Origin of the sequence: Mesorhizobium sp. M0983, assembly GCF_040318975.1 — a bacterium.
GTDB lineage: Bacteria > Pseudomonadota > Alphaproteobacteria > Rhizobiales > Rhizobiaceae > Mesorhizobium.
Map to the genome: position 1 here is coordinate 197,987 of NZ_JAMYNH010000005.1, position 25,740 is coordinate 223,726.

At 62.6% G+C, this 25,740-nt stretch carries 26 protein-coding genes and 1 pseudogene; 16 read left to right on the forward strand and 11 right to left on the reverse strand.

What is annotated here, in order from left to right:
• Positions 1–19: 19 nt before the first annotated feature.
• The 5 genes from NKH71_RS12275 (at position 20) to NKH71_RS12295 (ending at position 4,901) form a co-directional block, all read left to right on the forward strand.
• Entirely contained in the window at positions 20–1,540 is a 1,521-nt protein-coding gene (locus tag NKH71_RS12275) for a sugar ABC transporter ATP-binding protein (RefSeq protein ID WP_352483848.1), read from the forward strand.
• Positions 1,537–2,538 (forward strand): ABC transporter permease, encoded by a 1,002-nt coding sequence (locus tag NKH71_RS12280; RefSeq protein ID WP_023717011.1) that lies wholly within the window; start codon positions 1,537–1,539, stop codon positions 2,536–2,538. The genes NKH71_RS12275 and NKH71_RS12280 overlap by 4 nt, the downstream gene beginning before the upstream one ends.
• A gap of 2 nt (positions 2,539–2,540) precedes the next feature.
• Positions 2,541–3,341: a FadR/GntR family transcriptional regulator gene (locus NKH71_RS12285; RefSeq protein WP_245278497.1), complete on the forward strand. Its 801-nt coding sequence runs from the start codon at positions 2,541–2,543 to the stop codon at positions 3,339–3,341.
• A 5-nt stretch (positions 3,342–3,346) separates the two neighbouring features.
• Positions 3,347–4,222 carry an aldose 1-epimerase gene (locus tag NKH71_RS12290; RefSeq protein WP_023717013.1) on the forward strand — a complete coding sequence of 292 codons (876 nt, stop codon included), beginning with the start codon at positions 3,347–3,349 and terminating at the stop codon, positions 4,220–4,222.
• Between the two features lie 214 nt (positions 4,223–4,436).
• Positions 4,437–4,901 carry a cupin domain-containing protein gene (locus NKH71_RS12295; protein ID WP_352589071.1) on the forward strand — a complete coding sequence of 155 codons (465 nt, stop codon included), beginning with the start codon at positions 4,437–4,439 and terminating at the stop codon, positions 4,899–4,901.
• Between the two features lie 66 nt (positions 4,902–4,967).
• Here the strand turns inward: NKH71_RS12295 and NKH71_RS12300 are convergent, their stop codons facing one another.
• From NKH71_RS12300 to NKH71_RS12325, 6 genes are all read right to left on the reverse strand, one after another.
• A complete protein-coding gene (locus NKH71_RS12300) occupies positions 4,968–5,471 on the reverse strand; it encodes a sarcosine oxidase subunit gamma family protein (protein ID WP_023717015.1) in 504 nt (167 codons plus the stop codon).
• A complete protein-coding gene (locus NKH71_RS12305) occupies positions 5,464–8,418 on the reverse strand; it encodes a sarcosine oxidase subunit alpha family protein (RefSeq protein ID WP_352895042.1) in 2,955 nt (984 codons plus the stop codon). Before NKH71_RS12305 ends, NKH71_RS12300 begins: the two co-directional genes overlap by 8 nt.
• Positions 8,415–8,696: a sarcosine oxidase subunit delta gene (locus tag NKH71_RS12310; protein WP_023717017.1), complete on the reverse strand. Its 282-nt coding sequence runs from the start codon at positions 8,694–8,696 to the stop codon at positions 8,415–8,417. Before NKH71_RS12310 ends, NKH71_RS12305 begins: the two co-directional genes overlap by 4 nt.
• Before the next feature lie 13 nt (positions 8,697–8,709).
• Complete coding sequence (locus NKH71_RS12315; RefSeq protein WP_023717018.1) at positions 8,710–9,966, reverse strand: sarcosine oxidase subunit beta family protein; 1,257 nt, start codon at positions 9,964–9,966, stop codon at positions 8,710–8,712.
• Between the two features lie 10 nt (positions 9,967–9,976).
• Complete coding sequence (locus NKH71_RS12320) at positions 9,977–11,125, reverse strand: M24 family metallopeptidase (protein WP_023717019.1); 1,149 nt, start codon at positions 11,123–11,125, stop codon at positions 9,977–9,979.
• Positions 11,126–11,199: 74 nt separating this feature from the next.
• Entirely contained in the window at positions 11,200–12,390 is a 1,191-nt protein-coding gene (locus NKH71_RS12325; RefSeq protein WP_352483850.1) for a M24 family metallopeptidase, read from the reverse strand.
• Between the two features lie 240 nt (positions 12,391–12,630).
• Between NKH71_RS12325 and ehuB the strand changes: the two genes are divergently transcribed.
• The 5 genes from ehuB to NKH71_RS12350 are packed head-to-tail and all read left to right on the forward strand — an operon-like array spanning position 12,631 to position 16,455.
• On the forward strand, positions 12,631–13,500 hold the full coding sequence (gene ehuB, locus NKH71_RS12330; protein ID WP_023717021.1) for an ectoine/hydroxyectoine ABC transporter substrate-binding protein EhuB: 870 nt from the start codon (positions 12,631–12,633) through the stop codon (positions 13,498–13,500).
• A gap of 54 nt (positions 13,501–13,554) precedes the next feature.
• On the forward strand, positions 13,555–14,283 hold the full coding sequence (gene ehuC / locus NKH71_RS12335) for an ectoine/hydroxyectoine ABC transporter permease subunit EhuC (RefSeq protein WP_352483851.1): 729 nt from the start codon (positions 13,555–13,557) through the stop codon (positions 14,281–14,283).
• Positions 14,280–14,939 (forward strand): ectoine/hydroxyectoine ABC transporter permease subunit EhuD, encoded by a 660-nt coding sequence (gene ehuD, locus NKH71_RS12340; RefSeq protein ID WP_352547624.1) that lies wholly within the window; start codon positions 14,280–14,282, stop codon positions 14,937–14,939. Before ehuC ends, ehuD begins: the two co-directional genes overlap by 4 nt.
• Positions 14,936–15,715: an ectoine/hydroxyectoine ABC transporter ATP-binding protein EhuA gene (gene ehuA, locus NKH71_RS12345; RefSeq protein WP_023717024.1), complete on the forward strand. Its 780-nt coding sequence runs from the start codon at positions 14,936–14,938 to the stop codon at positions 15,713–15,715. The genes ehuD and ehuA overlap by 4 nt, the downstream gene beginning before the upstream one ends.
• The gene (locus NKH71_RS12350; RefSeq protein WP_023717025.1) at positions 15,712–16,455 is read left to right on the forward strand and encodes a GntR family transcriptional regulator; all 744 of its coding nucleotides are present in this window, start codon (positions 15,712–15,714) and stop codon (positions 16,453–16,455) included. The genes ehuA and NKH71_RS12350 overlap by 4 nt, the downstream gene beginning before the upstream one ends.
• Before the next feature lie 127 nt (positions 16,456–16,582).
• Here NKH71_RS12350 and NKH71_RS12355 read toward each other — a convergent pair.
• Both NKH71_RS12355 and NKH71_RS12360 read right to left on the reverse strand, forming a co-directional pair.
• Positions 16,583–17,013 (reverse strand): annotated as a pseudogene (locus NKH71_RS12355) (VOC family protein).
• A gap of 108 nt (positions 17,014–17,121) precedes the next feature.
• Positions 17,122–17,973: an AraC family transcriptional regulator gene (locus NKH71_RS12360; RefSeq protein WP_352895097.1), complete on the reverse strand. Its 852-nt coding sequence runs from the start codon at positions 17,971–17,973 to the stop codon at positions 17,122–17,124.
• A gap of 210 nt (positions 17,974–18,183) precedes the next feature.
• Here NKH71_RS12360 and NKH71_RS12365 point away from each other — a divergent pair, with 210 nt between their 5' ends.
• Positions 18,184–18,546 carry a VOC family protein gene (locus NKH71_RS12365; RefSeq protein WP_352547628.1) on the forward strand — a complete coding sequence of 121 codons (363 nt, stop codon included), beginning with the start codon at positions 18,184–18,186 and terminating at the stop codon, positions 18,544–18,546.
• 29 nt (positions 18,547–18,575) lie between these two features.
• The gene (locus NKH71_RS12370; protein ID WP_352814192.1) at positions 18,576–18,908 is read left to right on the forward strand and encodes a DoxX family protein; all 333 of its coding nucleotides are present in this window, start codon (positions 18,576–18,578) and stop codon (positions 18,906–18,908) included.
• 74 nt (positions 18,909–18,982) lie between these two features.
• Here NKH71_RS12370 and NKH71_RS12375 read toward each other — a convergent pair whose 3' ends face one another.
• Positions 18,983–19,225, reverse strand: coding sequence for a DUF1127 domain-containing protein (locus NKH71_RS12375; RefSeq protein WP_352589083.1), 243 nt, complete (start codon positions 19,223–19,225; stop codon positions 18,983–18,985).
• 148 nt (positions 19,226–19,373) lie between these two features.
• Between NKH71_RS12375 and NKH71_RS12380 the strand changes: the two genes are divergently transcribed.
• Positions 19,374–20,882 (forward strand): winged helix-turn-helix domain-containing tetratricopeptide repeat protein, encoded by a 1,509-nt coding sequence (locus tag NKH71_RS12380; protein WP_352589257.1) that lies wholly within the window; start codon positions 19,374–19,376, stop codon positions 20,880–20,882.
• A 31-nt stretch (positions 20,883–20,913) separates the two neighbouring features.
• On the opposite strand, the gene NKH71_RS12385 is transcribed toward NKH71_RS12380, so the two are convergent.
• Together NKH71_RS12385 and NKH71_RS12390 are read right to left on the reverse strand one after the other, a co-directional pair.
• Positions 20,914–21,306 (reverse strand): GFA family protein, encoded by a 393-nt coding sequence (locus NKH71_RS12385; protein WP_352589085.1) that lies wholly within the window; start codon positions 21,304–21,306, stop codon positions 20,914–20,916.
• A 167-nt stretch (positions 21,307–21,473) separates the two neighbouring features.
• Positions 21,474–22,322, reverse strand: a complete 849-nt coding sequence (locus tag NKH71_RS12390; RefSeq protein WP_352589088.1) for a beta-keto acid cleavage family enzyme — start codon at positions 22,320–22,322, stop codon at positions 21,474–21,476.
• A gap of 96 nt (positions 22,323–22,418) precedes the next feature.
• Here NKH71_RS12390 and NKH71_RS12395 point away from each other — a divergent pair, with 96 nt between their 5' ends.
• The 3 genes from NKH71_RS12395 (at position 22,419) to NKH71_RS12405 (ending at position 25,700) form a co-directional block, all read left to right on the forward strand.
• On the forward strand, positions 22,419–23,324 hold the full coding sequence (locus NKH71_RS12395; protein WP_352895043.1) for a MurR/RpiR family transcriptional regulator: 906 nt from the start codon (positions 22,419–22,421) through the stop codon (positions 23,322–23,324).
• Positions 23,321–24,652 (forward strand): aspartate aminotransferase family protein, encoded by a 1,332-nt coding sequence (locus NKH71_RS12400; RefSeq protein ID WP_352589094.1) that lies wholly within the window; start codon positions 23,321–23,323, stop codon positions 24,650–24,652. The genes NKH71_RS12395 and NKH71_RS12400 overlap by 4 nt, the downstream gene beginning before the upstream one ends.
• Positions 24,653–24,746: 94 nt before the next feature.
• A complete protein-coding gene (locus tag NKH71_RS12405; protein WP_051409598.1) occupies positions 24,747–25,700 on the forward strand; it encodes a TAXI family TRAP transporter solute-binding subunit in 954 nt (317 codons plus the stop codon).
• The last annotated feature ends 40 nt before the right edge of the window (positions 25,701–25,740 follow it).

Below are 25,740 nucleotides of genomic sequence, written 5' to 3' on the forward strand. Positions count from 1 at the left end.
TCCTCGGGAGTGAGCTTTGATGCAATCGGATTTCTTCTCGCTCGACAGGATATCGAAGCGCTTCGGCGTCGTGCAGGCGCTCGACAATGTCTCGATTGCCTTTCGGCCAGGAGAGGTGCTCGCTCTGGTTGGCGAGAATGGCGCCGGCAAATCGACAATGATGCGAATTCTCGAGGGCGTGTTCGCACCGGACACCGGCACCGTGCTGTATGGCTCCACGCCGATCGTTTTCAGCGAACCGCGCGACAGCCACAGAGCCGGAATACGCGTCATCCATCAGGAGCCGGAGATCGTTCCGAACCTGACCGTGGCCGAGAACATTTTCGTCGGCGAACTGCCACGGCTGGCAGGCGTCCTGCTCGACTGGCATAGGCTCGAGGAGCAGACCGACAAGGTGCTTGCGACCTTCGGCATGCAGCAGGATATGCGGGCGCGTCAACTCTGCAGCACGCTCGGCCCGGCACAGCGCCAGATGATCGAAATCATGCGCGCCATACGTGCTGGCGGCCAGCTGATCGCATTCGATGAGCCGACCTCGTCGCTGACCGACGACGAAGCGCGCCGTCTGTTTTCAGTAATTCGGCGGCTGCGCGAAGAGGGCACTTCGATCGTCTACATCTCTCATAGGCTGAACGAGGTCATCGACCTTGCGGATCGCATTGTCGTTTTGCGGGACGGCCGGCTGGTCGACGATTCCCGCGCGGACGGTGCCAGCGAGCAGACCATAGCCAAACTCATGGTCGGCCGTGACATCGCCGATCTGTTTACGCGCGAGACGTGGCAATCGGGGCTACCGTTGCTGGAGGTGGCGGGCTTGACCACCGACCACGTCACCGATGTGAGCCTCAAGGTCCGCCGCGGCGAGGTGCTCGGCATTGCCGGCCTTATGGGTGCGGGTCGATCCGAGCTGGCAAAGGCGATTGTCGGCTATGATCGGCGCCTCGACGGAACCATAACGATGAGCGGCGTGCCCGTTGGCCCCAACAGTCCGCATGCAGCGATCGTGGCAGGCATCGGCTTCGCCCCCGAAGACCGCAAGCACGAGGCCCTGCTGCTGTTCCGAAGCATTCTTGACAACGCCTCGCTTTGCGTGCCCGACAAGACGTCGACCTTCGGCTTCTTCAACCGGCGCAAGGCACTGGAGATCGTCTCACCGCTTGCAGCAAAGATGTCGATCAAGGCGCCCAACCTCGACGAACAGGTTTCGAAATTGTCGGGTGGCAATCAACAGAAGGTCGTTCTCGCGCGCTGGCTTGCCCGGCAGCCGATGCTTCTCATCCTCGACGAGCCGACCCGCGGCATCGACATCGGCGCCAAGGCGGAAATCTATCGCCTGATCGATGAACTCGCCGCAAGCGGTATCGGCATAATCCTGATTTCCTCGGAAATGCCCGAACTGATCGGGCTCGCCGACAGGGTGCTTGTCATGGCTGGAGGCCGGATCACGGCCGAACTTTCCCGCCCAGACATCGATGAGGCCACGATCCTGAAGCACGCCATGCCGCAATCTGTAGCATCGCTCGGAGGACAAATTCAGTGAACAGCCTTGAGCTCAGGACAGCAACAACACAAACCGGCAAAAGACGCCCTTCCTTGCGCATGGCAGAGCGCATCGGCATTCACAACATAAGCCTCCTGGTTGCTCTCGCCATTCTCGTGCTCATTTTCGGCACTCTGAGAGGCGACGTGTTCTTCTCGAGCCGAAACCTGCTGAACATCGGTCTGGGCATTACCATCCTGGGCGTCCTGGCGATGAGCCAGACCGTGGTCATCGTCGCCGGCGGGCTTGATATTGCCGTCGGCGCAATCGTCGGTCTGACCACAGTATCGACGGCAATGGCCATTCAGGCGACCGGATCGCCGGCAGCGGGCATTCTTGCCGGCCTGGTCCTGGGTGGTCTTGCCGGCCTCGTGAACGGCATCATCATCACCTACGGGCGGGTCAACGCTGTCATCGCGACTCTCGGTACGATGGCGATCTTCCGCGGCATCGCGTTCATCATATCCGATGGGCAATCGATCGCGATTTTCAGCGACACTTTCCGCTTCATTGGGATCGGACGAATCCTCGGCCTGCCTCTGCTGATCTGGATTCTTTTGCTGACCGCGATCGTGTTCCATCTCTTCCTTGCCCGCTCGATCGTTGGCCGCAACATCTATGCCCTGGGCGGCAATCCCGTTGTTGCACGCTTCTCCGGCATCAACATCAACCGCTACCGTGTCGGCATCTACATCATGAGTGGAGTGGCGGCCGGATTGGCCGGGATTCTGTTGGCTGCCCGTACCGGCTCGGGGCAGCCCGTATCCGGATCCCAAGGCCTGGAACTCGAGGCCATCACAGCGGCCGTTCTGGGTGGCTGCGCCTTGCAGGGCGGTAAGGGCACGATCGTCGGCGCACTACTGGGCGTCGCCATCATTGGTGTCCTCAACAACGGAATGATACTGACGTCCGTGCCAACCTTCTATCAGTTGCTTGCCAAGGGCTCGCTGCTGATACTTGCTGTGGTAATTGCCGAGTACCACTTGAACAGGACATGACGATGGACACGGCGATCGCTTCGACTGGCCAAGGCAAGCAGGACATTCCTGCCGCAGATGGCGCCACGTCATCGCTCAAGGATCGCATCGCACGCGATCTCGGACAGCGAATCCTCGCCGGCTCCTACGCGCAGCACTCCGTCTTGCCGACGGAAGCTGAACTTTGCGTTATCTACGGGGCGAGCCGCACGGCGCTTCGCGATGCTCTTCTGACGCTTTCGGCGAAAGGATTGATCGAGGCACGCAAGCGGGCCGGGACGCGTGTGCGCGTGTCGAGCGAATGGAACAGGCTGGATGCACAGGTTCTGGAATGGATGCGCGATATCGAGCCCGATCTCGATTTCGTCCGCGGATTGATCGAGGCGCGGCTGATCATTGAACCCGCGGCCGCCCACCTTGCGGCCAAGATGGCGACGTCAGGCGATCTCGCAGTCATCGAAGCCGCCTATGAGGCCATGCGCATTGCTCCGCAGGACGACCTTGCTGCGTGTCTCGATGCCGACGTCAGGTTTCATACCGCCATCCTTCGTGCCAGCCGCAACCCGGTGTTCGCCAATCTCGGCAATATGCTTGCTGCCGCCCTCAGCTTCTCCTTCCGATTGACCACATCGGCCACCGCTAATTACCAGCAGACGCTGAGCGCGCATGGCGACGTGCTGGAGGCAATCCGGATGCGCAGGGCCGACGACGCTCACGATCAGATGAAGGCGCTCATCGGGATCGCGTCGAACGACCTCCTTGCAGTGGCTCGCAAAGGCCGCCATCCACAGCCGATCGCCGCTGCCAAGGCCGATACCGTCTGAAACTGATGGTCCGAACGATCAAAATCGGAAGCGGAGACCTGTCCGCTGAAATCGTCCCGTCGCTTGGGGCAGGTCTTGCGAGACTGGACCATGGGCGCGTGCCGATCTTCAGGCCTTGGCCAAACGGCGGGAGCAGCAACCCATTCGACCTTGCCTGCAACCTGCTTTTGCCGTGGTCGAATCGCATCTCGGGCGGCGGATTCACATTCGACTCCAAATTCCACGAACTGCCTGCCAATGTTGCAGGCGAGCCATTTCCCGTTCACGGCAATGGATTTTCGAGCGAGTGGGACGTCGACAGCGTAGCGCAAGATAACGCAAAGCTGTCCCTTATCAGCAAAGGACCCGGCCCATACCGATATCGCGCCGATGTGAGCTACGCGCTAGCCAGACAAGGGCTCGAGCTGAAGCTTCGCATCGTCAATCGGGCCTCGGTCAGGCTGCCGTTCGGGCTTGGTATCCATCCATGGTTCCCGAGAACGGCACGGACCGCGCTTCATGCGCCGGCCTCGCAGGTTTGTCTCGAACTGCCCAGCCATCTCCCCGAACGGTTTGTGGATGTCAAAACCCGTCCCGATTGGGATTTCGGCGCCCCGGCCGTATTGCCGAGCGGATGGATAAACAATCTGTTTGCCGGCTGGGACGGCGTCGCTACCATATCGTGGCCGGAGCACAGTTGCAGCCTGCGGATTGAAGCTTCGTCGCCCTTGAACTTCTACCTGGTCTATTCGCCATCGGACGAGAGCGACTTCTTCTGTTTTGAACCGGTCAGTCATGCGGTCGATGCTCACAATCGTGGTTCGATCGACAAATGGAATGGACTGTCGGTGCTTGGCCCTGGCGAGAGTCTGGCAGCCCGTTGCAGCTTCGCCGTCAATTAGACGGACCTCTGCGGCGCCCTCGAGTTGGCGTATGTCGGTGTCGGCCAGCATGTCCGGTTAGCCGGCTTTTCGTCCAAAGTGAGCTTGGGAAGAGGGAACTCCGGCGACCGGGAACCCGTGAGCCCGTTCGACGTTTGCCGGATGTCGCTGCGCAGTTTGTCTGCTTGACGGCACGGTACGGGCCTACTCCGAATGTACCTGGCAGATTGGATCAATGACAGATGTTGACCCAAAGGAATTCGTGCTCGCAGGCATCGTCATGAAGCGACTGGTCTCCGGCGAACAGACGGGAGGCTTGTTGAGTCTCTTCGAAAACCGAAGCGACGGGCAGACGAAAACACCAATCCATGTTCACGCGAATGACGACGAGACAGTCTACGTCATCGAAGGGCAGTTGGCCGCAATTGTGGCCGGCGAGGTCCGAACGCTCTCGCCCGGTGAGAGCATGTTTTTGAAGCGCGGCATCCCGCACCAGCTCGTGAATCCCGGCAACCAGCCCGTTCGCTACATCCTGATAGACACGCCAAGTGTGTTCGAGCAGTTCCTCGCCGAAGGTGGCCATGAACTCGGCAAGGGAGAGGTGGTCGGGCCGCCGACGCCTGCCGATATCGAGCGGCTCAAAGCAGCCGCGCCGAAATTTGGGATTACGCTTCTGCAAGACTGGCCAGCAAGAGGGTAAACGGTTTCGTGATAGCGGCTTGGATCGGCCGCTAAAGCCGATCCTTGCCCGAGAAACCACCATTGGCTAGCCATCCGCAATCCAATCCGAGAGGCTGCGGGCAAAACTTCGCGGCACGATGAGTTCGCACGCGGCCTCGCCGGTGCGCAGGAAGAGCACGGAGACATGATGGAAGGATGTCTGCACGGCGCGGCCCGGAGCGGCGGCCGGCGCGTGCCAGTCGACGGTAATGCAGCCGGACAGAAGCCTTGCGATGTCAGGGCCGGCCATTTTCAAACGAACACGACCTTCGCCGAGGGGAACAGAACAGCCGAGATCGGGGTCGACGGAAAGCGCGGGCGCTTGCGTGCCTTCGTCGAGAACCAGCCAGAGGCGGCGAGGTGCAATGCGGATGATTAGAAGCCCCTTGTGGCGAACGGTCTCTCCGACCGAAGCGGGAAGTTTCGTGCCGAGCGACGCCGAGACGCTCTTTTCGAATTGTCTCAGTGTCCCGTCCCAGCCCTCGATCTGGATAAGCGGACAATCGGCCACGGATAGGCTGAAATCCCGAGAAGAGGTCAAGCTAGCCATGCAGCCGTTCTCCCTGTGGATCGAGGAATACTGGCGAGACAATGCGGGCGCGAACTGTTTCGGCCTTCATCGGATAGACCGCCACGACCTCGCTTCCTTCTGCCGCGACATCGCCGGCAAGCAGGGCCAGCCCGACATAATGGCCGCGCTCGGGGCTGAAAGTGACGGAGGTGATGCGACCGCGCCCATGGCCATAGGGTTTCTCATCCGGCAGGAACAGCATGGCGCCGCCGCGCAGGCGTTTTCCGTCCTCGATGCATTCCAGTCCGACCAGGCGCTGCCGGTTGGGCGCCCGGAGGGCAGGGCGCCGTCGCAGGACGTCGCCGACGAAGCCGCTGCGCTTGCCGGCCATGCGGCCGAGGCCGAGATCGTCGAGCGTCGTGCGTCCATCGATTTCAGGTCCGGCGACATGGCTCTTTTCGACGCGCAGCGCACCTAGCGCCTCGACGCCGTAAGGCTTCAGGTCGAATGGTCTGCCGGCTTCGAGCAGACGGCTCCAGAGCTGTTCACCGGCAGTGGCGCCGGTATAGACTTCGTAAGCGCGCTCGCCGGAATAACTGAGACGTAGGATGCGGAGCGCACGGCCCCCCCATCCGCTTTCGAGTAGTCCCATATGCGAAAGCGCCGCGTCGGAAACGTCGAGAGCGGGAAACGCTGCATTCAGGATCGCGCGGCTGTTAGGCCCGGCAACCGACATCGCCGCCCATTCGTCGCTGACCGAAGTGACGGCCACGCGCAAATCCGGCCAGGCCGTGTCGAGCAGGAATTCGAGACGCGACAGCACATCGGCGGCCTTGGCGGTCGAAGTGGTCATGAAGAACCGGTTTTCCGCCAGCCGCGTCGTGGTGCCGTCGTCGAAGACGATGCCGTCGTCGCGCAGCATGACGCCGTAGCGGGCGCGGCCGACCGCCAGCTTGGCAAAGCCGTTGGCGTAGACGCGGTCGAGGAAGATTGCCGCATCCGGGCCTTGGACGTCGATCTTGCCGAGCGTGGAGATGTCCATCAGCCCCGCGGCCTGACGTACATTCCGCATTTCGGCGACATAGGCTTCATTCACGTCATGTCCGGACTGCCGGTAGAAATAGGGCCGCATCCAGAGCCCCACCTCGAGCATCTCGGCGCCGTTGGCCATGTGCCAGTCGTGCATTGGCGTGCGGCGGATCGGCTTGAAATGATGGCCGATGGCGCGCCCGGCAAGCGCCCCGATGGCAACCGGCGTATAGGGCGGGCGGAAGGTCGTGACGCCGGTCTCGGGAATCGTTGCGTTGCGCAGCGCCGCCATCGCGGCAAGCGCCGGAAAATTGCTGGTCTTGCCTTGATCGGTACCCATGCCGAGCGTGGTGTAGCGCTTCAGATGCTCGACCGATTCATAGCCCTCGCGATGGGCGAGTTCGATATCCCTCGTCGTCACATCCATCTGAAAATCGACGAAGGCTTTTCCATGTCCGACGGAAGGCGCTTCGCGAAGTAGCGTCGTGGCGGTGTCGCCGAGATCGAGTTTGGCCGGAGCGGGAACCGGCGCCGACTTGCCGCCGGAGGCTGCCGCGTCGATGCCGGCGCGATGACCGTCCTCGATGGCATCGGCAGTTGCATAGGCCCCAATCATCGCGCCGGCACCTAGCCGGCCGGCCGGAAACGCGCCCGGCACGAAGCCGCCGATATCGTCGCGATAGACAGGTTTGACACCGAGGTGCGAGGTGAGATGCACGGTTGGCGACCAGCCGCCGGACACGCAGACCAGGTCGCAGGCGGCCGAGGACTGGCCCTCCGGCCCGTTGAGCGTTACGTGCCTGACGGCATGGCCGCCGTGCAGGTCGACGATCCGCGTCCCGGCCCGTATCATTACGCCGAGCCGTGCGGCTTCCGCGGCAAGTGCTGCGGGCGGGACTGCGCGCAGATCCGCAACCGTCACCTCCGCGCCGGCTGCGGCATAGTCGAAGGCGGTGCGCCAGGCACCGTCATTGGTGGTGGCGACAATGATTTTCTTGCCCGGCAGGACAGCGAAACGGTTGAGATAGGTCCGGGCGGCTGAGGCAAGCAGGACGCCGGGCCGGTCATTGTTCGAGAACACCATCGGTCGCTCGATGGCGCCAGTGGCGAAAACGATCGAGCGGGCGCGCAGCATGGTGACCGTTTGCCGCGCCTCGCCGTTCGGCTTCGGACCGGTTGGATCGCGCTGTTCGACCAGCCCGATGACATTGCCGTCATAGCTGCCGAAAGCGGTTGTCCGCTTCATCAGCACGACGGTTTCGAAGCCCTTCAACTCGGCCTCGGCCTGCCTCAACCATGCGGCCGCCGCGCTGTCGGACGGTTCCGCCAGAAGCTGGCCGCCAAGCAGGAAATCCTGCTCGATCAGCGCGACCCGCGCCCCGGCCGCGGCGGCTGCCCGCGCTGCTGACAATCCCGCCGGGCCGCCGCCGACAATTGCGACATCGGCGAAAGCATGACGAACCTCGTAGCGGTCGGGATCCGGGCCGGTGCCGGCTCTGCCCAGACCGGCCGCCTTGCGGATAAAGTGCTCGTAGAACATCCAGGCGCGGCGCGTCGGGCCCATGAAGGTCTTGTAGTAGAAGCCGGCGGACAGAAACGGCGCCAACAGCCCGTTGACGCTTTGTACGTCGAAGGCCAGCGATGGCCAGCGATTCTGGCTTTCCACGTCCATGCTGTTGGCGAGTTCCAGTGTCGTCGCCGGCAGGTTCGGCTCGCGCCTGCCTGCGATCCCGAGCGTAACCAGCGCATTCGGTTCCTCCGGCCCGGCGGAAAAGATGCCGCGCGGGCGATGATATTTGAAGCTGCGCCCGACGAGAGTGACGCCGTTGGCGAGCAGCGCGGAGGCAAGGGTGTCGCCGCGATATCCAATCAGCTTGCGGCCGTCGAAGGTGAAATCGAGCGGCACCTCGCGACTGATACGGCCACCCACCGGCAGGCGTTTGCGGTTCGAACTCATGCCGGTGATTTCCTGAGAGTTGATTTCCTGGCGAAGTCGACTGATGCGACGGCATGGTTGCGGGTGTCGCGTTCGACCACCAGCCATTGCCGGCAACCGGTCACGTGCTGCCAGTATTCACGGTGCGGGCCGGCCGGGTTTGTCCTGATATAGACGTAACGGTACCAGGCCTCCGGATCGGGATCGTCATGGGCCGGACGCGTGACCGAGGCATCGCCGCCGTAGCGGAACTCGTCATGGTCGCGCGGGCCGCAGCAGGGGCATTCGATGCGCAGCATTTTGTTCCGCCTCCTATTGCAGCCAAGCGGAAGGGCCGACGCCGGCCTCATCGAGCGTGTGGCCGGTGCGGAAACGATCGAGCCCGTAGGCCGCGATCAAGGGATGCGGCTTGCCGGTGGCGATCGTGTGGGCGAAGCACCAGCCGGAAGCTGGCGTTGCCTTGAAGCCGCCATAGCACCAGCCGCCGTTGAGATAGAGGCCGTCGATCGGCGTCGGGCAGATGATCGGGCTGGCATCGGGGGTCATGTCCATGACGCCGCCCCAGTGGCGCAGCAGGCGGACGCGCGAAATACACGGCATCAATGCAATCGCCGCCTCCGCCACCTCGCGCACGACGCCGAGATTGCCGCGCTGGGCGTAGGAATTGTAGCCGTCGAGATTGCCGCCGAAGACCAACCCGCCCTTGTCGGACTGGCTGACATAGAAGTGGTCGGCGCCATAGGCGACGACGTGATCTACCAGCGGCTTCAGCGGTTCGGTGACAAAGGCTTGCAGGACGTGGCTTTCGATCGGCAGTTCAAGGCCGGCCTTGGCACCGAGCACGGATGTATGCCCGGCAACAGCGAGGCCGACCTTGCCGGCGCCGATCCGGCCTTTCGTCGTTTCGACGCCGACGATACTGTCGCCGTCGCGGAGGAAGCCTGTCACCTCGCAGTTCTGGATGATGTCGACGCCATGGCTATCGGCGGCGCGCGCATAGCCCCAGGCGACGGCGTCGTGGCGTGCCGTGCCCGCCCGGCCCTGGAAGATGGCGCCATGGATCGGGAAGCGGGCAGTGTCGGAAAAATCGAGATAGGGCACCAGCCGGCGCACCTCTTCGCGGTCGAGGATATCGGCATCGATGCCGTTCAGCCGCATGACGTTGGCGCGGTGGCTGAAACCGTCGAGCTGATCGGCCGAATGCGCTGTGACGAGCTGGCCGCGCTGGGAGAACATGACGTTGAAATTCAGCACCCGCGACATGGTCTCCCAGAGCTTCATCGAGAATTCGTAGAACTGGGTGTTGCCGTCGAGCAGGTAGTTGGAGCGGATGACGGTGGTGTTGCGGCCGACATTGCCGCCGCCGACATAGCCCTTTTCGAGCACCGCGACGTTGCGGATACCGTGGTTATCGGCAAGGTAGAAGGCGGTGGCGAGGCCGTGTCCACCGCCGCCGATGACGATCACGTCATAGGACGGTTTTGGCTCCGCCGCCCGCCAGGCGCGCTGCCAATTCTTCTGGCCAGACAGCGCGTTGCGGAAAATCGAGAGTGCCGAGTAGCGCGCCATACGTGCGGGCCTATCGAACGATCGGGCCGGCCGGCGTGCGGGTGAGCACTTCAGCACCCGCGTCGGTCAAAAGCACCGTGTTGGAGACGAAGTCATCGCCGCGACCGGTTCCCATCAGCCACGACAGGATGTGGAAGCTCATCCCGGTCTCGATCTCAAGGTCGGAATCGTGCCTCAAGCCGGTCACCGAATTGCCGCCGGTCCATGATGGCGGCTGGCCAGCGCCAACCAGGTAACCGCAGTGATGGCGGCGATAGTGGGAAAGACCGGCCTCGTCGGCGACGGCCTGCCAGGCGGCGTAGACATCGCGCGCCTTGGCGCCCGGCCGCAGCGCCTCGACGACAGCGTTGAACGCCTTGGCGGTCACCGCCGCCATTGTGGCGTCTTCGTCGCTTATGTGGCCGATGCGAATGAGCCGGCCGAGCGGCGCGTGGTAGCGTGAGATGCAGCCGGACAGTTCGACGAAGACCGGCTCGCCCCTGCGGTAGATCCCGTCGCCCCAGGTCGTGTGCTCTTCACCCAGGCGCGCGGCCGGGCGGATGAACGGTCCGAAGCCCGGCGCATGACCGCCGGCGCGGATCATTGCCGCAACACATTGGGCGGCGACCTCCTGTTCGGAAGCGCCATCCGAGATCGCGGCGATCGCGGCACCGGCGGCGGCGTCCGTCACCTTTGCGGCGCGCCGCATCAGCACCTGTTCCTCGGCGCTCTTCACCCGCCGCATCTTGTCGATCAGACCGGAGACGTCGCTCCACTTGGCATCCGCTTGCATCTGGAGTGCTACGGCAAGTCCATGGCTAAGGCCGGCCGTCCAGTATTCGAGGCCGATCCGCTTGCTGGACAGGCCGAGCTCCGCAAGCACCCGCGCGGCAAGGTCGGCCGCCGTTTCGCTGTCGGAGTGGCCACGGAATTCCGCTGCCTTCACCCGCTTCTCGATGGTCACCTTTTCCATCGAGCGGGTGACCAGGACAGGTTTTCCCTGGAGCGGGACGATCAGCAGGTGAGGGGCAAAATACCCCCAGTGATCGAGCCCGGTGAGATAGAAGACGTTCTCCGGCGAGGCGAAGACCGCCGCGTCGAGCTCACGCTCGGCCAGTGTAGTACGGACCTTGGCAAGGCGGCCGGCGATTTCGGCTTCGGAAAAGGGATTACGGTCCATCGGGCGTCCTCGTGCTTGTTGCCGGCTTGGTGGCAGGCATGGTCTTTTCGGCAGCCGGCTTCCCGGCCGCCATGTCAATCGATAACGATGAGTTCGCGCGCCACATCGCAGAGGCGTTCGCCGCCGCGTTCCGTGACGACGAACGATTCCGAGATGGCGATGCCGAAATCGTCGAGCCAAACGCCGGCCATGAAATGGAAGCACATCCCAGGCTGCATCTCGGTGGTGTCGCCGGGACGAAGGCTTGCGGTGCGTTCACCCCAATCGGGCGGGTATGCGAGCCCGACCGGATAGCCGACGCGGCTTTCCTTCTTCAGTCCGTTCCTCCGCAGGACTGCCTGCCAGACGGCTTCCACCTCTTCGGCGGTGTTGCCGGGGCGCGCCTTCTCGAGGCCAGCGTCGACGCCCTCGACGATCGCCTTGGCCATGTCGAGGATGGCTTGCCGCGGCTTGCCGAAATGTACCGTCCGGGTCAGGGCTGCATGATAGCGGCGGCGCACGCCGGCGATCTCCAGAATGGCGAGGCCGCTGTCCGGCAGCGGCGCGTCGGACCACGTCAGATGCGGCGTGCTGGTGCCTTCGCCAACGGGCATCAGCGGACAGATCGCGGCATAGTCGCCGCCAGCTCCGGGCACGCCCATGATCTGTGCGTGATAGATTTCCGCAATGACATGGTTCTGAGGCACACCGGGTCGCATTTTCTCGATGGCGCGGTTCATTGCATGCGTGCAGATCGCACCCGCCTCGCGGATCAGCACCAGCTCGGCTTCGGATTTCACCAGCCGCGCCCAATTGACGAGATCGTGGTTGTTGGCGAAGTGCGCGTCGGGCAGCCCCTCGACAAGGTGGGCGTGGCAGCGCGCAGTGTAATAATGCGCGTCCATCTCGACGCCGATGCGGGCCTTTCCCCAGCCGCGCGACCGGATCAGTTGCGCGAGTTCGTCATAAGGGTGTTCGACCGGCTGCTGCACCAGCCGTTCCGAGAACGGCACGATGTTTGTCTCGGGCAGGCCGGTGGTTAGGCGTGCGCTCTTGGCATCCTGCGCCCTGCCGAACCAGATCGGCCGGTCCTCCTCCAGATGGACGAGCACGCACTGCGGAACGTAGAACGACCATCCGTCATAGCCGGTCAGCCAGCACATGTTGGCTGGATCCTGACAGACGACGAGATCGAAGCCGGCTTTTTGCATGCGTGTCTTCACGTCGGCCAGGCGCTGCCCATACTCCGCTTGCGTGAATGTCCCGAACTCGTTCGCGGTCGCCACCGAAGTCCTGCCTTCTGGGTACGCTGTTGCCCTCGTGTAAATGGGCAAACCAGGCGAAATTGTGCACAACTCGACGTCAAGTTTGTTGGATAACTACGAATTAGCGCCGAATTTACATGGTTTCTATATCTCTGCTTGCGAAATGTCTAGTGCAGTTGTATACGTCTGATCAAGCAGGCGTCGACCTCGAAGAAGGCCGCGCCCTGGGAACCATCCACAGTTGTTCAATGGGAGAAAAGCATGCTCAAATCATCGATATCGCGCCGCATGGTCGTGAAAGCGGCTGCCTGCATCGCGCTCGCCGCGACGTCATTGACGTCGCTGTCCGCTCACGCGGAAACCACCCTCGAACGGGCCAAGAAGGACGGCTACATCCGCGTCGGTTTCGCCAACGAGGCGCCGTTCGGTTACGCCACGCCAGACGGCAAGCTGACCGGCGAAGCGCCGGAAGTCGCCAAGGCGGTGCTCGCCAAGATGGGCATACCGCAGGTCGACGGTGTTTTGACCGAATTCGGCTCGCTCATTCCGGGTCTCAAGGCCGGCCGCTTCGACATCATCGCCGCCGGCATGTTCATCACTCCGAAGCGCTGCGCTGAGATCAACTACTCCGAGCCGTCCTACGGCATCGGCGAGGCTATGCTGGTGGCAAAAGGCAATCCGAAAGGCATCAAGGATTTTTCCAGCATCAAGGACAATCCGGATCTCAAGCTTGCCGTGATGGCCGGCGCCGTCGAAGGCGGCTTCGCCAAGGAAGCGGGCGTTGCCGGTGGGCAGATCGTCTCCTTGCCCGACCAGTCCAGCCTGGTCGCCGCCGTCCAGTCGGGCCGCGCCGACGCTGCCGCACTGACCGCTCTTTCGATCGCGGACATGGCCAAGAAAGCCGACGGCGTCGAATCGACCAAGCCCTTCGGCGAGGTCGCCGGCAAGTCGGTGAAAGGTCATGGCGGCTTCGGCTTCCGCAAGGAAGACACCGACCTGCAGGAGGCGTTCAACGCCGAGCTGAAGAAGTTCCTCGGTTCGCCGGAGCATATCGCGCTGGTCGAGCCACTCGGCTTCGGCAAGGACTATCTCCCCAACAAGACGACCGCAGAGCTCTGTGCTGGCAAATAGGTTCCCAACTGCTGGCGGCGCGAAAGCGCCGCCCTTTTTCCCCGGGGGAATCGCATGGGTATCCGTACGCTCGTTGCCATGCTGGTCATCGCGCTCGTCGTGATCGGCGCCTTGGCAACACAGGAAAGCTACCGAGTGTTCATGCCGGGGCTGCTGCAAGGCGCGGTCCTGACAGTCGAGATCGCCGTCCTCGGCAGCCTGCTCGCAATTATCATGGGCGTGCTTGCAGCACTTGCAAGGATGTACGGTCCAACGCCGCTCAGATGGCTGGCCACGGTTTATGTCGAGATCTTTCGCGGAACGTCGGCGCTGGTGCAATTGTTCTGGCTGTTTTTCGTCCTCCCGCAATTCGGCGTCACGATCAACGCGTTCGTGGTGGCAGTGCTCGCACTCGGCCTGAATGTCGGCGCCTACGGATCGGAGTGCGTGCGCGGCGCGATCCAGTCCGTCGCCCGCGGGCAGTGGGAAGCGTGTACGGCATTGAACATGAGCCGCCCACAGATGTTGCGCCGGATCATCCTGCCGCAGGCCTTTGTCGCGATGATCCCGCCCTGGGGCAATCTGTTCATCGAGCTTCTGAAATCGACAGCGCTGGTTTCGCTGATCACGCTTTCGGACCTCGCCTTCAAGGCGCAGCAAATGAACCAGAACACGTTCAAGACTATTCCGATCTTCACCCTCGTCCTTTTGATGTACCTGGCAATGTCGCTGGTTGTGACCATCGGCATGCGGCTTCTCGAAAGGCGGGCGTCGCTCGGACTGGCGCGGGGGAAGGCGGCATGATCTGGGATTGGGGATTTGCCCTGGAAATCCTGCCGGTGCTCGCCCGCGCCGCCATCATTTCCATCGAGGCGACGCTGATCGGTTTTGCGCTTGCGGCCTCGCTCGGCCTGGTGCTGGCGGTCGTCCGCATCGCCGTGCCATGGACCAGCTGGACGATTTCGGTGCTGGTCGAGCTGATCCGCTCGACCCCGCTGCTCATCCAGATATTCTTTCTCTATTTCGTCTTTCCGAAATTCGGTGTCGTGCTCGACGCCTTCACCGCCGGGGTGCTGGCCATCGGTATCCACTACGCCGCCTATTGCTCCGAGGTTTATCGCGCCGGTTTCGACAACATCCATCGCGGCCAGTGGGAAGCCTCGATCGCGCTCAATCTCTCGTCCTGGACGACGTTTCGCGACATCATCATCCCGCAGGCGATCCCGCCGATCGTTCCGGCGCTCGGCAATTATCTGGTGGCCTTGTTCAAGGAGACGCCGTTGCTTTCCGCAATCGCCGTGATGGAACTGATGCAGACTGCCAAGATCATCGGCTCCGAAACGTTCCGCTACACCGAGCCGATCACGCTGGTCGGCCTGTTTTTCCTTGCCATGAGCCTGGTTTCGGCGGCGCTCATCCGCTCCCTCGAAGGGCTGCTCAACCGGAGGACCACGCGATGACGGAACAACCGATGGTCCGCTTCGACAATGTATCGAAACGCTACGGCACGTTAACCGTTCTCGACGGGCTCAATCTCGAAATAGCGCGCGGCGAAAAAGTCTCCGTCATCGGTCCGTCGGGTTCGGGCAAGACGACGGTGTTGCGCATGCTGATGACGCTGGAAACGATCAATGACGGTGTCATCTGGGTCGAAGGCGAGCCGCTGACCCATATGGAGAGGAACGGCAAGCTTGTTCCCGCCGATCTCGCCCATATCCGTAAGATCCGCGCCAAGATCGGCATGGTGTTCCAGTCGTTCAACCTGTTTCCGCATATGACGGCGATGCAGAACTGCATCGAGGCGCCGATAACGGTGCTCGGCATGAAGCGGGCGGACGCCGAGGCAAGAGCGGCGGAGCTGCTGGAGCTGGTCGGTCTGGCCCAGAAGAAGGACCACTATCCGTCACAGCTTTCCGGCGGCCAGCAGCAGCGTGTCGCCATCGCCAGGGCGCTTGCCATGCGGCCCAAGATCATGCTGTTCGACGAGGTGACGTCTGCGCTCGACCCGGAGCTTGTCGGCGAAGTGCTGCAGGTGATAAGGCAGATCGGCCGCGAGCATGATCTAACCATGCTGATGGTCACCCACCAGATGGGCTTCGCCAAGGAGTTTTCCGACCGCGTTTGCTTCTTCTATCAAGGCAAGATCTGCGAGCAGGGGCCGCCAAGCGAACTGTTTGGTGCTCCCAAGAACGAGCGGACACGGCAATTCCTGCACGCTGTCCTGGAGGCTGGGTGACGATCGAGACAAAGGCCAAGCCGCCCACGACGGTGACCGCCGCGCCGCCGCGCCCGCTCTCCGCGCGAGAGCGGTTCGAGCGCATCTACCGGATATTGCGCGACCGCATCTGTCTGCTCGTCTATGCGCCGGGAAGCCGTCTGTCCGAGGAAGAACTTGCCCAGGAATTCGAGATCAGCCGCACGCCGGTCCGGCGTGTCCTGGCGCGCCTTGAATCCGAGGGTCTGGTTCAATCCGTCCATGGCGTCGGCACGATCGTCACCGACGTCGATATCGAGGAATTGCAGCAGGTCTATCATTTGCGCCTGGAGCTGGCGCTCCTCGTCGGCAAGCTTTCACCGATCCCGCGCACGGCGGACGACCTCGACCGGATACGGGCGCTCATCGCGCGCTGCGATGCCGATATACTCAATCCCGACCAGCGCGCTTTCCTGCGCCTCAACATGGACTTCTTTTACGAGCTCACGGCGATGACCGGCAACCAGCCACTGCGCGAGATCAGCGAGCGCCTGTATTTTCAGGTTGCGCGCGTCGTCCTGAAGCTGATGCCGCAATTGGGCCTTGTCGAGGAATTCACCGCGTTCCGCCGCGAAATGGAAGAGGTCCTTGCCGCCGCCGAGATCGGCGACTGGGAGTCCATAGGGCACATAAGGCGGGCGCATATCTCAATGAGCTTCCGCCGCATGATGCGCCATGCAGGCGAGGCGAATCTGGATAAAGCTACACAATCAGCCCCTTAAGACTGGTGGACTGCCGTCGAGCTGGCTTCGTTTGCCAGGGAAAGCATGGCCGCCCGCCCCGATGCCGACAGAATTTGCCAGCACTGGGGATGACTAACGCCGTTCGATACTGCAGGTCCGCGCCGCCCTAAAGAGAATCCTCACTCGGTATGTTGGCGGGGTTCCAGACGACCTCCCACAGGTGTCCGTTCGGGTCGCGGAAGTATCCGGCATACCCGCCAAAGAACGTGTCCCGGGCAGGCCTGATGATCTCGGCTCCGGCACGGGCGGCCTCATCCATCACTTGATCGACTTCCTCGCGGCGCACAACGTGTGGCCGATTGTGAACGAGGTCGAACTGATCGGCGCTTTGGGCAGGCCGGTGTCGTAGGCGAGGTCGTCCTGAGCCCAGATCGCGAGCTTCAACCCGCCGGACAGCGTGAAGAACGCGACGGCGCCATGCTCGAATTCGCGGCCGATGATCCCTTCCGTCGGCAAGCCGAGGCCGTCGCGGTAGAACACGAGGCAACTCTCGAGGTTGGCGACAGCGATCGTCAAAACCGAAATGCGCGGTTTCATGGCAGTCTCCTCTGGTTGTCGGAGACACCAGGATAAAGTCGGGCGACAGTGAAGACTTGAACAAAACGGCCAAAAGCGTGCCGCCAAGTCGAAGAACGCGCCGAGGTTTCACTCGCCGTGCAGCAGGTGATGAATCTGTCGCGGGGTGCTTCCTGTCAGGCGTCGGCTCTCGCGAACAAGATGCGCCTGGTCGGAATAGCCCGCCTCGGCTGCCAGGATGGCCGTAGCGCTGTTCGATTGATTCGAAAGCCGCAGAAAGCGCTGGTAGCGGAGGATACGTTCAAGCGTCTTGGGGCCATAGCCGAAGCTCTCGTTGAAGCGCCGGCGCAACGTCCTTTCGCTCATTTCGAGGGCGCGCATCAACCAAGGGACGAGAGGCGCGTCGGGTGGCGGACCGCGCTCGATCAAGCGATATGCCGCCTGCATGGGAACGTCTGGGGCGTCGGAGGCCATCTCCTCGGCGACGACCTGTTGGAGCGAGCAGGCCAGATCTTCGAGATTGTCGCTGGCGCGCACGCGGCTGGCGAGGCGCCGGGCTCGCGCTCCCCACAAAACGTCGAGCGACAGCCGCTGACCGACCAGCTCGATTTGCGGCACGCCGAGCCATGCCGCCGCCGTGGCAGGATGGAAGCGCAAGCCGATCACGACCTCGTCCGCCGCTAGAACCTCGGTCTGCGGCTCCTTGTCAGGTCCGGCAATTCGGAAGCTGCCTCCGATCCATTGCAGATCGATCGTTGCGTCGGGCATGACGGCGATTGGCGGTGAGCCCGCCGGGTCCATTCGATGCACCCACACCGAAGCGAAGGTCGCGCGAAGCCGCGCCGACACTGGACGTTGCTGAAATGTACCCGTTGCCTGCGCTGGGACGGGATCGCTCATCTCGCTCCCCTTCGGATTAGCGGCGGTGAACCTACGGCGCAGCGGCTGCGCCCGGCCGTCGCTCGAGACAACAATCTGCACGACCGACAACGTCTGCCAATCGAGAACGGTTGCAAGAATCGGTTGTTTTCTTCCGGCCGGAACGAAGAGGGCAGATGAGGGGTGATGTCACGTGCATCGCCATCGGCGGCGCCGTTTGCGGCTCATACGTCGATGGCCGTTTTGTTCAATCCGGCAAGCGAGATGCGTGCTTATCTTTCGGCGTCGTACATCACACGAGAGGTATGCGTCATGAGCAACAACAACGACCAACGGATCGACTACGTCGAATTCAACGTGAAAGACATTCAGCGGTCACGCGACTTCTACGGAAAGGCATTCGGCTGGACCTTCACCGACTACGGCCCGCAATATTGCGAGTTCAACGACGGGCGCTTGTCAGGTGGCTTCGCCGCTGGCCCAGCGAGATCGGGAGGAGGCCCGCTCGTCATTCTCTATGCCGATGATCTGCCGGCAACGGTCAAGCGTGTCGAGCAAGCGGGAGGCAAGATCGTCAGGCCGATCTATGGCTTCCCCGGCGGCCGGCGCTTCCATTTCGCTGACCCGGATGGTTACGAGCTTGCGGTTTACACCGAAGACGGCAGCAAGGAATGATCGCGGTCCTCCACCACCTCGGACTGGTTTTGCTCGGCGGCGTCTTTATCTGGGCAGGCGCCGAGCATTTCCTCAGATTCCGGGCGATTGCAGCGTCCCTGGCCGAACGGGGCTTTCCTGCTCCCAAGCCTCTTCTCGCGGCCGGATCGGTGCTTGAGATCGGCGGCGGCTTTTGCCTCGCAACGGGCCTTGGTGGACCCTTTCCCGCCGCGGCCTTGGCCGTGTTCACCATTGCGGCGTCTTTCATGGCGCTCAACTTCTGGCGCTACAGCGGCGATGAACGCGAAGTGCTTCGTACCGGCTTCACCATCAATGTTGCCGTCTTGGGCGGGTTGATTGTCGCCGCGACCACTAGCCTGTGATCATCGTTTCGAGGCGGCGGCTTCGTCTTCACCTGCCACTGCTCGTTGGTGATCCGGTGTCTTTGCAACTCGCCTTATCGTTGCCAGAAGGGCAGCTTGGCGATCTCTTCCTCGGCCTGCCTTTTCGTCAGGCCGATATCGTCGATCAGATGGGGATTGGTCTCCGCCAATCGCTTGAGGTCCCAGCGAAAGCGTGTCTGCTCGCGCCAGGTCGCGACAATGCTTTGCAGCGTCGCCAGGCTGTAGTGCCGACGCGACACTTCCGCCAGCCGAGCTGCCTTATGCTGGCCCGAGGCAAAGGTGGGAATATCGTTCATGGCAAACCTCCATATGGTTTGAGGTCCAATACGATTTGGGAGGACCCTCGACCTGAAAGAGGAGGAATTCTGCAGGATACGAACAGCGCCGTAATTAAGCTCTCCCAAATAGTTCTCAAAACTTCCAAACGGGCTATAGATGCGCCGTATGCAGGGATCGCGCTTTGCCTTTGGACCGTTCGCGCTTGATCCGGGCGCGGGAACGCTCCTCCGGAACGGTGTCCCCGTTGCCGTTGGCTACCGCGGGCTAAAGCTGCTTGCGGCGCTCGTCGGACGGTCCGGCGAAATCCTGAGCAAGGCTGAGTTGATGGACGCGGCGTGGCCGGGCACCGCCGTCGAGGAGGGCAACCTTACCGTCCAGATAGCGCTGCTGCGGAAGCTGCTTGGTCCGGCCGCCGACGGCGGTGAATGGATCGTCACGGTTCCGCGCATCGGCTACCGCTTCACGGGCGCCGTCGAACAGCTCGGCGGCGCCAAGCGAAGACCTTTGCCGCTACCCGGCAAACCATCGATAGCCGTTCTGCCTTTCGTTAATGTCAGCAGCGATCCCGAGCAGGAATCCTTCGCCGATGGGCTGACCGAAGACCTGATCACGGATCTGTCGAGGATCTCCGGCCTGTTCGTTATCGCACGCAACTCGGCCTTCGCCTACAAAGGAAAGGCGATGGACGTGCGCGGGATCGCTGGGGAGCTTGGCGTGCGCTACCTGCTGGAGGGAAGCGCAAGACGCGCCGCCGGGCAGGTGCGCATCAATGCACAACTGGTCGACGCGACGAGCGGCGATCATCTATGGGCGGAACGCTTCGATCGCAGCCTGGAAGATATTTTTGCCGTTCAGGACGAGGTCACCGGCAAGATCGTCGAGGCGCTGCTCGGCCGGCTACGCGCACCAGCGCCGCGCAATCGGCCCAAAAATCTCGAGGCCTACGATCTCTGCGTGCGGGCGCGCAAGCTGATGGATGATTCGCCGCAGACGGCGCGGGAAGCGCATCTGATGCTCACCCGCGCGGTTTCGCTCGATCCGGAATACGCCGAGGCCTATCGCTGGCTTGCCATGAACCACTGGATGGGATGGGTGCATTCCGGCGGACCAACCGAAACGTCCCGTAGCGTTGCTTTGGAGCTGGCGCGCAAAGCCGTGGCGATCGATCCCAACGATGCCGGCTGCCGCTGGGTCTTGGCTTACCTGCTTGCCTATGAGCGCAGCTTCGCCGAGGCGGATGCGGAATTCGCCAAGGCCATCGAGCTCGACCCGAACGAGGCCGATGCCTGGGCGGCACTGTCCGACATCGCGATCTTGGCGGGGCAGGTCGAGGAGGGCCTTGAGCACATCCGCAAGGCCTTCCGGCTGAACCCGTTTCCGGCAAGTTGGTATTATCTGACGCTCGGGCAGGCGCAATACGCGGCCCGCGAATACGAGGCTGCTGTCGAGACACTGCGCAGGGACGAGACTTATCGTACAAGCTCACGCCGTTTCCTGGCGGCAAGCCTTGCCCAACTCGGCCGGCTCGACGAGGCGCGTGCAGAGGTCGAACTGTTCCTCGTCGGCAACCCGCATTTCACAACCCGGCACTGGGCGACGACGGAGCCATTCCGCGACGCTGCGACGCTTGAGCATTTCGTTGACGGCTTCCGCAAGGCCGGCCTTCCGGAGTGACGCGCCGGCGCCGTCGCACCGTTCGTGCGACCTATTCCTCAAAGCGACCCGTGGCGTCACGATCGCGCTCGTATCGTCTGGTGAGCGGAAACGGCGGCAACCAGGACTCGCGACGGACGATCCAGCTTTCGTAGGTCGGCATCAGTTGGTCAGGCGCATCCAGGGATCCCAGGTTCACTTCGATTTCGTCGGCGGTGCGTCCGAAAATCGACGAGCCGCAGCGCGGACAGAAAAACCGCCCGGCATAGTCGCGTGTTTCGCCGTCGATCGTCACCGCATCCTCAGGAAATATCGCGGAAGCGTGAAAAAGGGCGCCATGATGCTTGCGGCAGTCGAGACAGTGGCAAAGGCCGACCCGGTATGGGCGCCCCGACGCGACAATTCGGACGTTGCCACACAGGCACCCGCCGGTGAATCGGTCCATGCTGCGTCTCCTCCAAAATCAAGCGGCCGGAATGGTTACAACGACCGGCACTGTTGTTGCAATCGCCGCGCCGTAGGCGGGGACACGTCGTTCTTCCGTGGCGATGACATTGCAGCCGCCTCTCTATGCCTTACGCGAGCTTGCCGCCGAAAATAGGCTTTGGTTTGTCATATGGAACGAAACGGCGCGTTCCATTGAGCCGCCAACTCGGCGGCCGAGGCGATCTTGACGCCGCAGTCGGCGAGTATGCGTGCGACCGTCGCTACCGGTTCGGCGTTGGACGAAGCTATTCTGCCGTCCGGAAGGAAGAGATTGTTTTCGAAGCCGACCCGGATATGGCCGCCAAGCAACGCGGCGGCGATCACGCACGCCGCTTCGTTGCGGCCGAAGGCGCAGACGCTCCAATGGTCGAAGCGCGGCGTGTTCGCCGCGAGGAATGGCAGGAGATCGGCAGGAACGGACGTCTGTCCCGGCGTGTAGCGGCCCAGCACGTAGAGAACCGGTATGCTTGCCCAGGGGATCAGTCCGCGCTGCTGCATGTCCGAAAGCCTGACGGCCTCCTCGGGCGAATAGAGGATGATCTGCGGCGCTACTCCCTCGGTGCGCAGCCAGGCCATGAAGCGCGCGAATGCGAGCTCCGATCCGGCATCAGGAACGATTTCGCGAAGCGCCAGGGAGACAGCTTGCGGCTTCACATCTTGTACGACGGCCATCTGCTGGGCCGGCGAATAGATACTGAGTGCTTCGGAAGTGATCTGAACTACCAAGCGGTCGCCGGCGGCACCGCGGATGGCGGCGATCGCCTGGCGGTAGGCGTCGGCGTCGAGCAGATGATTGCCGCTTCTGTCGCGGACATGGACGTGGATCATAGCCGCACCGGCATCGGCGCATTCCGCGGCCGTCCGCGCAAGTTCGGCTGGTGTCAGCGGAATCGCCGGATGGTCGGCCTTGCTGCGACGTCCCCCGTTCGGCGCGACAGCTATGGCGACGCGATCGAGACCATGGGCCGGCTTCATGGAGACGCTCTGTGAGTGACAAGATTCATATGAATCAATCTTTGACCACACTGAAACAGACGTTGCAATCGCTGGTCTGGCGAGCTAGCAATATCCATGGATCAGGGAGAGCTTGCTGGACAGATCGTCAGTGCCTTCGACGGCATGTCGGCGCAGCTTCGGTCCGCCGCGCGCTATGTCCTTGATAAGCCGTATGATGTCGCGTTGTTGTCCATGCGGGAGCAGGCCCGGCACGCGGGAGTGCAGCCGGCCACGATGACGCGGCTGGCCCAGCATCTCGGCCTTGATGGCTACGAGACCGTACGCGATATCTACGCCGCCGCGATCCGGGACGGCGAAATCGGTTTTGCCGGCAAGGCGGGCCTCCAGGTGGCCAGCCAAAAGCTCAAGGGCGACCACGCGCTGGCGGCCGATATTCTGGATTCAGTTTCCAGCCAGCTTGCCCATCTCGCCGAAAGCAGGTCGATCGACCGTCTGGTCGGCACGGCCAGGGCGCTGAGTGCGGCAAGGCGCGTCTATTGCCTCGGCCTGCGCTCGAGCCACGCAGTGGCCTGGCATCTGCATTACATCCTGTCGCTGATCGGCGAGAAGTCGGTGCTGCTGCACGGCATCGGCGGAACCGACGGCGACGCTCTGGCCCACGCGACCAAGGACGACGTGCTTGTCGCCGCCAGCGTCCTGCCCTACACGCGCTTCACCATCGAGCTTGTCGAGTATGCTGCCGGCCGCGGCGTACCGGTCATTGCGATCACCGACAGCGGGGTAGCGCCCTTGGCGCTGCTTGCCGATCACCTGGTCATCGTGCCGACGGGCAGCCCGTCCTTTTTCCACACCATGACGCCAGCTTTCATCGTTGCGGAGGTCCTCGGTGCTCTTGTCGCAGGGCAGGCAGGCGAGGGCGCTGTTGAGTCGCTGCGACGTTTCGATGAGCAGGGCGCCGCCCTCAAGACCCATCTGAACCAACGTCCGCCGAAGAAAATGCCCATGAGGGACCGTCGATGACACACATTCTTCATCGAACCATCCACTCGACGCTGCCGATCGCCATTCGCGGCCAAGGCATCGAACTGTTCGATGCCGAGGGCAAGTCCTATATCGACGCGTCGGGCGGCGCCGCCGTGTCCTGTCTCGGCCACGGTCATCCCGACGTGATCGCTGCACTGCACACCCAGCTTGACCGCATCGCCTACGCTCACACCAGCTTCTTCACCACCGAGGTGGCGGAGCGCTTGGCAGATCGGCTGGTGGAGGACGCGCCGGAAGGGTTGGACCATGTCTATCTGGTCAGCGGCGGCTCGGAGGCGGTCGAGGCCGCGCTCAAGATGGCCAGGCAATATTTTGTCGAGAAAGGCGAACCGCAACGGCGCCATCTCATCGCACGCCGGCAGAGTTATCACGGCAATACGCTCGGTGCTCTCGCCACCGGCGGCAATGAATGGCGGCGCGCCCAATTCAGGCCGTTGCTGATCGAGACCCATCACATCGACCCCTGTTACGCCTATCGCTATCAAAAGCATGGCGAAAGCGACGAAGCCTATGCGGCGCGCGCCGCCCAGCAGCTCGAAGACAAGATCCTCGAACTCGGCCCGGACGAGGTCATCGCCTTTGTCGCCGAGCCGGTGGTGGGTGCCACACTCGGCGCCGTGCCGCCGGTTGCCAATTATTTCAAGCACATTCGCGCGATCTGCGACCGCTACGGCGTGCTGCTCATCCTCGACGAAGTGATGTGCGGCATGGGCCGTACCGGCACGCTGCATGCGTGCGAACAGGACGGCATCACTCCCGACCTGCTGACCGTCGCCAAGGGGCTCGGCGGCGGCTACCAGCCGATTGGCGCGGTGCTGCTTGGCAGGCATATCTTCGACGCCTTTGCCCAAGGCTCGGGCTTCTTCCAGCATGGGCATACCTATATGGGGCATCCAATGGCGGCCGCGGCCGGCCTTGCCGTGCAGGAGGTCATCCGACGTGACCGTCTGCTCGACAACGTCAGCGCAATGGGCGCGCAGCTGGACGAACGCCTGCACCAACGCTTCGATAACCACCATCACGTCGGCAACATTCGCGGGCGGGGTCTGTTTAGGGGAATCGAGCTGGTGGTTGATCGCGCCACCAAGGAGCCGTTCGACCAGAGGCTTGAACTCAACGCCCGCATCAAGCGCGAAGCAATGGCCCGCGGCCTGATGATTTACCCGATGGCCGGGACGATTGACGGTGTGCGCGGCGTTCATGTGCTTGTGGCGCCGCCTTTCATCATCTCCAAACAGGATATCGATCGGATAGTCGAACGGCTCGGTGAGGCGATCGACGCTGCGATCGCTTCAGCGGCCTGACCCGCACGACGCGGATCGTCTCAACCCAATTCCAACGCGTCATCGGCGACGGGCCGGGACAACCACCAGAGAGGTAGCAACCATGTATAGTTCGATGAAAACCCTGATCGGCGCGGCGGCCTGCATGCTGCTGGCGCTGCCATCCGTCGGAGCCGAGCAGCGCTTCGTCACGGTCGGCACCGGCGGGGTCACCGGCGTCTACTACGCTGTGGGCGGCGCCATTTGCCGACTGATGAACAAGGACCGGCAGAAAACCGGCATCCGATGCTCGACCGAGTCGACCGGCGGTTCCGTCTTCAACGTCAACTCCATCCAGACCGGCGACCTCGATTTCGGCTTGACCCAATCGGACGTCCAGTACCAGGCCTATGAGGGGACTGGAAATTTCGACGGCAAGCCGTTCAAGGATCTGCGGGCCGTGTTCTCCGTCCATCCCGAGCCGTTTACCGTGCTGGCGCGGCCGGACGCCCGCGTCACCAAATTCGAGGACTTCAAAGGCAAACGCTTCAACGTCGGCAATCCCGGATCAGGCACCCGCTCGTCGATGGAGGAATTGCTCAAGCAGATTGGCTGGACGCTCGGCGATTTCTCGCTTGCCGCTGAGCTGAAGGCGGACGAGCAGGGCAGCGCGCTGTGCGACAACAAGATCGATGGTTTCTTCTATGGCGTCGGTCATCCTTCCGCCGCGATCCAGGATCCGACCACGGCCTGTGGCGCCAAACTCATCCCACTGACCGGTCCGGCAGTGGACGCGCTGTTAGCAGCCCATCCCTACTTTTCAGTCGCCACCATCAAGGGCGGCATGTACGCCAACAATCCGGACGACGTGAAGACATTCGGCGTCCGCGCCACTGTCGTGGCGAACGCCAGCACGCCCGATGAGGTGGTCTACGAACTGGTGAAGTCGGTCTTCGAAAATTTCGACGACTTCAAGAAACTGCATCCGGCCTTCGCCAATCTCGATCCCAAGGAGATGATCAAGACCGGTCTGTCGGCGCCGGTACATCCGGGCGCGGAGCGCTACTACAAGGAAAAGGGCTGGCTCTGAGGCCTCCGATGCGAGGCGCAACGGGCACCTCGCATCGCAA

Excerpts from the sequence above, each read along its gene's own strand:
- NKH71_RS12275 (WP_352483848.1), top strand. The coding sequence starts at position 20 with ATGCAATCGGATTTCTTCTCGCTCGACAGGATATCGAAGCGCTTCGGC.
- NKH71_RS12285 (WP_245278497.1), top strand. The coding sequence starts at position 2,541 with ATGGACACGGCGATCGCTTCGACTGGCCAAGGCAAGCAGGACATTCCT.
- NKH71_RS12290 (WP_023717013.1), top strand. The coding sequence starts at position 3,347 with ATGGTCCGAACGATCAAAATCGGAAGCGGAGACCTGTCCGCTGAAATC.
- NKH71_RS12295 (WP_352589071.1), top strand. The coding sequence starts at position 4,437 with ATGACAGATGTTGACCCAAAGGAATTCGTGCTCGCAGGCATCGTCATG.
- NKH71_RS12300 (WP_023717015.1), bottom strand. The coding sequence starts at position 5,471 with ATGGCTAGCTTGACCTCTTCTCGGGATTTCAGCCTATCCGTGGCCGAT.
- NKH71_RS12305 (WP_352895042.1), bottom strand. The coding sequence starts at position 8,418 with ATGAGTTCGAACCGCAAACGCCTGCCGGTGGGTGGCCGTATCAGTCGC.
- NKH71_RS12310 (WP_023717017.1), bottom strand. The coding sequence starts at position 8,696 with ATGCTGCGCATCGAATGCCCCTGCTGCGGCCCGCGCGACCATGACGAG.
- NKH71_RS12315 (WP_023717018.1), bottom strand. The coding sequence starts at position 9,966 with ATGGCGCGCTACTCGGCACTCTCGATTTTCCGCAACGCGCTGTCTGGC.
- NKH71_RS12320 (WP_023717019.1), bottom strand. The coding sequence starts at position 11,125 with ATGGACCGTAATCCCTTTTCCGAAGCCGAAATCGCCGGCCGCCTTGCC.
- ehuB (WP_023717021.1), top strand. The coding sequence starts at position 12,631 with ATGCTCAAATCATCGATATCGCGCCGCATGGTCGTGAAAGCGGCTGCC.
- ehuC (WP_352483851.1), top strand. The coding sequence starts at position 13,555 with ATGGGTATCCGTACGCTCGTTGCCATGCTGGTCATCGCGCTCGTCGTG.
- ehuD (WP_352547624.1), top strand. The coding sequence starts at position 14,280 with ATGATCTGGGATTGGGGATTTGCCCTGGAAATCCTGCCGGTGCTCGCC.
- ehuA (WP_023717024.1), top strand. The coding sequence starts at position 14,936 with ATGACGGAACAACCGATGGTCCGCTTCGACAATGTATCGAAACGCTAC.
- NKH71_RS12365 (WP_352547628.1), top strand. The coding sequence starts at position 18,184 with ATGAGCAACAACAACGACCAACGGATCGACTACGTCGAATTCAACGTG.
- NKH71_RS12375 (WP_352589083.1), bottom strand. The coding sequence starts at position 19,225 with ATGAACGATATTCCCACCTTTGCCTCGGGCCAGCATAAGGCAGCTCGG.
- NKH71_RS12380 (WP_352589257.1), top strand. The coding sequence starts at position 19,374 with ATGCAGGGATCGCGCTTTGCCTTTGGACCGTTCGCGCTTGATCCGGGC.
- NKH71_RS12385 (WP_352589085.1), bottom strand. The coding sequence starts at position 21,306 with ATGGACCGATTCACCGGCGGGTGCCTGTGTGGCAACGTCCGAATTGTC.
- NKH71_RS12390 (WP_352589088.1), bottom strand. The coding sequence starts at position 22,322 with ATGAAGCCGGCCCATGGTCTCGATCGCGTCGCCATAGCTGTCGCGCCG.
- NKH71_RS12395 (WP_352895043.1), top strand. The coding sequence starts at position 22,419 with ATGGATCAGGGAGAGCTTGCTGGACAGATCGTCAGTGCCTTCGACGGC.
- NKH71_RS12400 (WP_352589094.1), top strand. The coding sequence starts at position 23,321 with ATGACACACATTCTTCATCGAACCATCCACTCGACGCTGCCGATCGCC.
- NKH71_RS12405 (WP_051409598.1), top strand. The coding sequence starts at position 24,747 with ATGAAAACCCTGATCGGCGCGGCGGCCTGCATGCTGCTGGCGCTGCCA.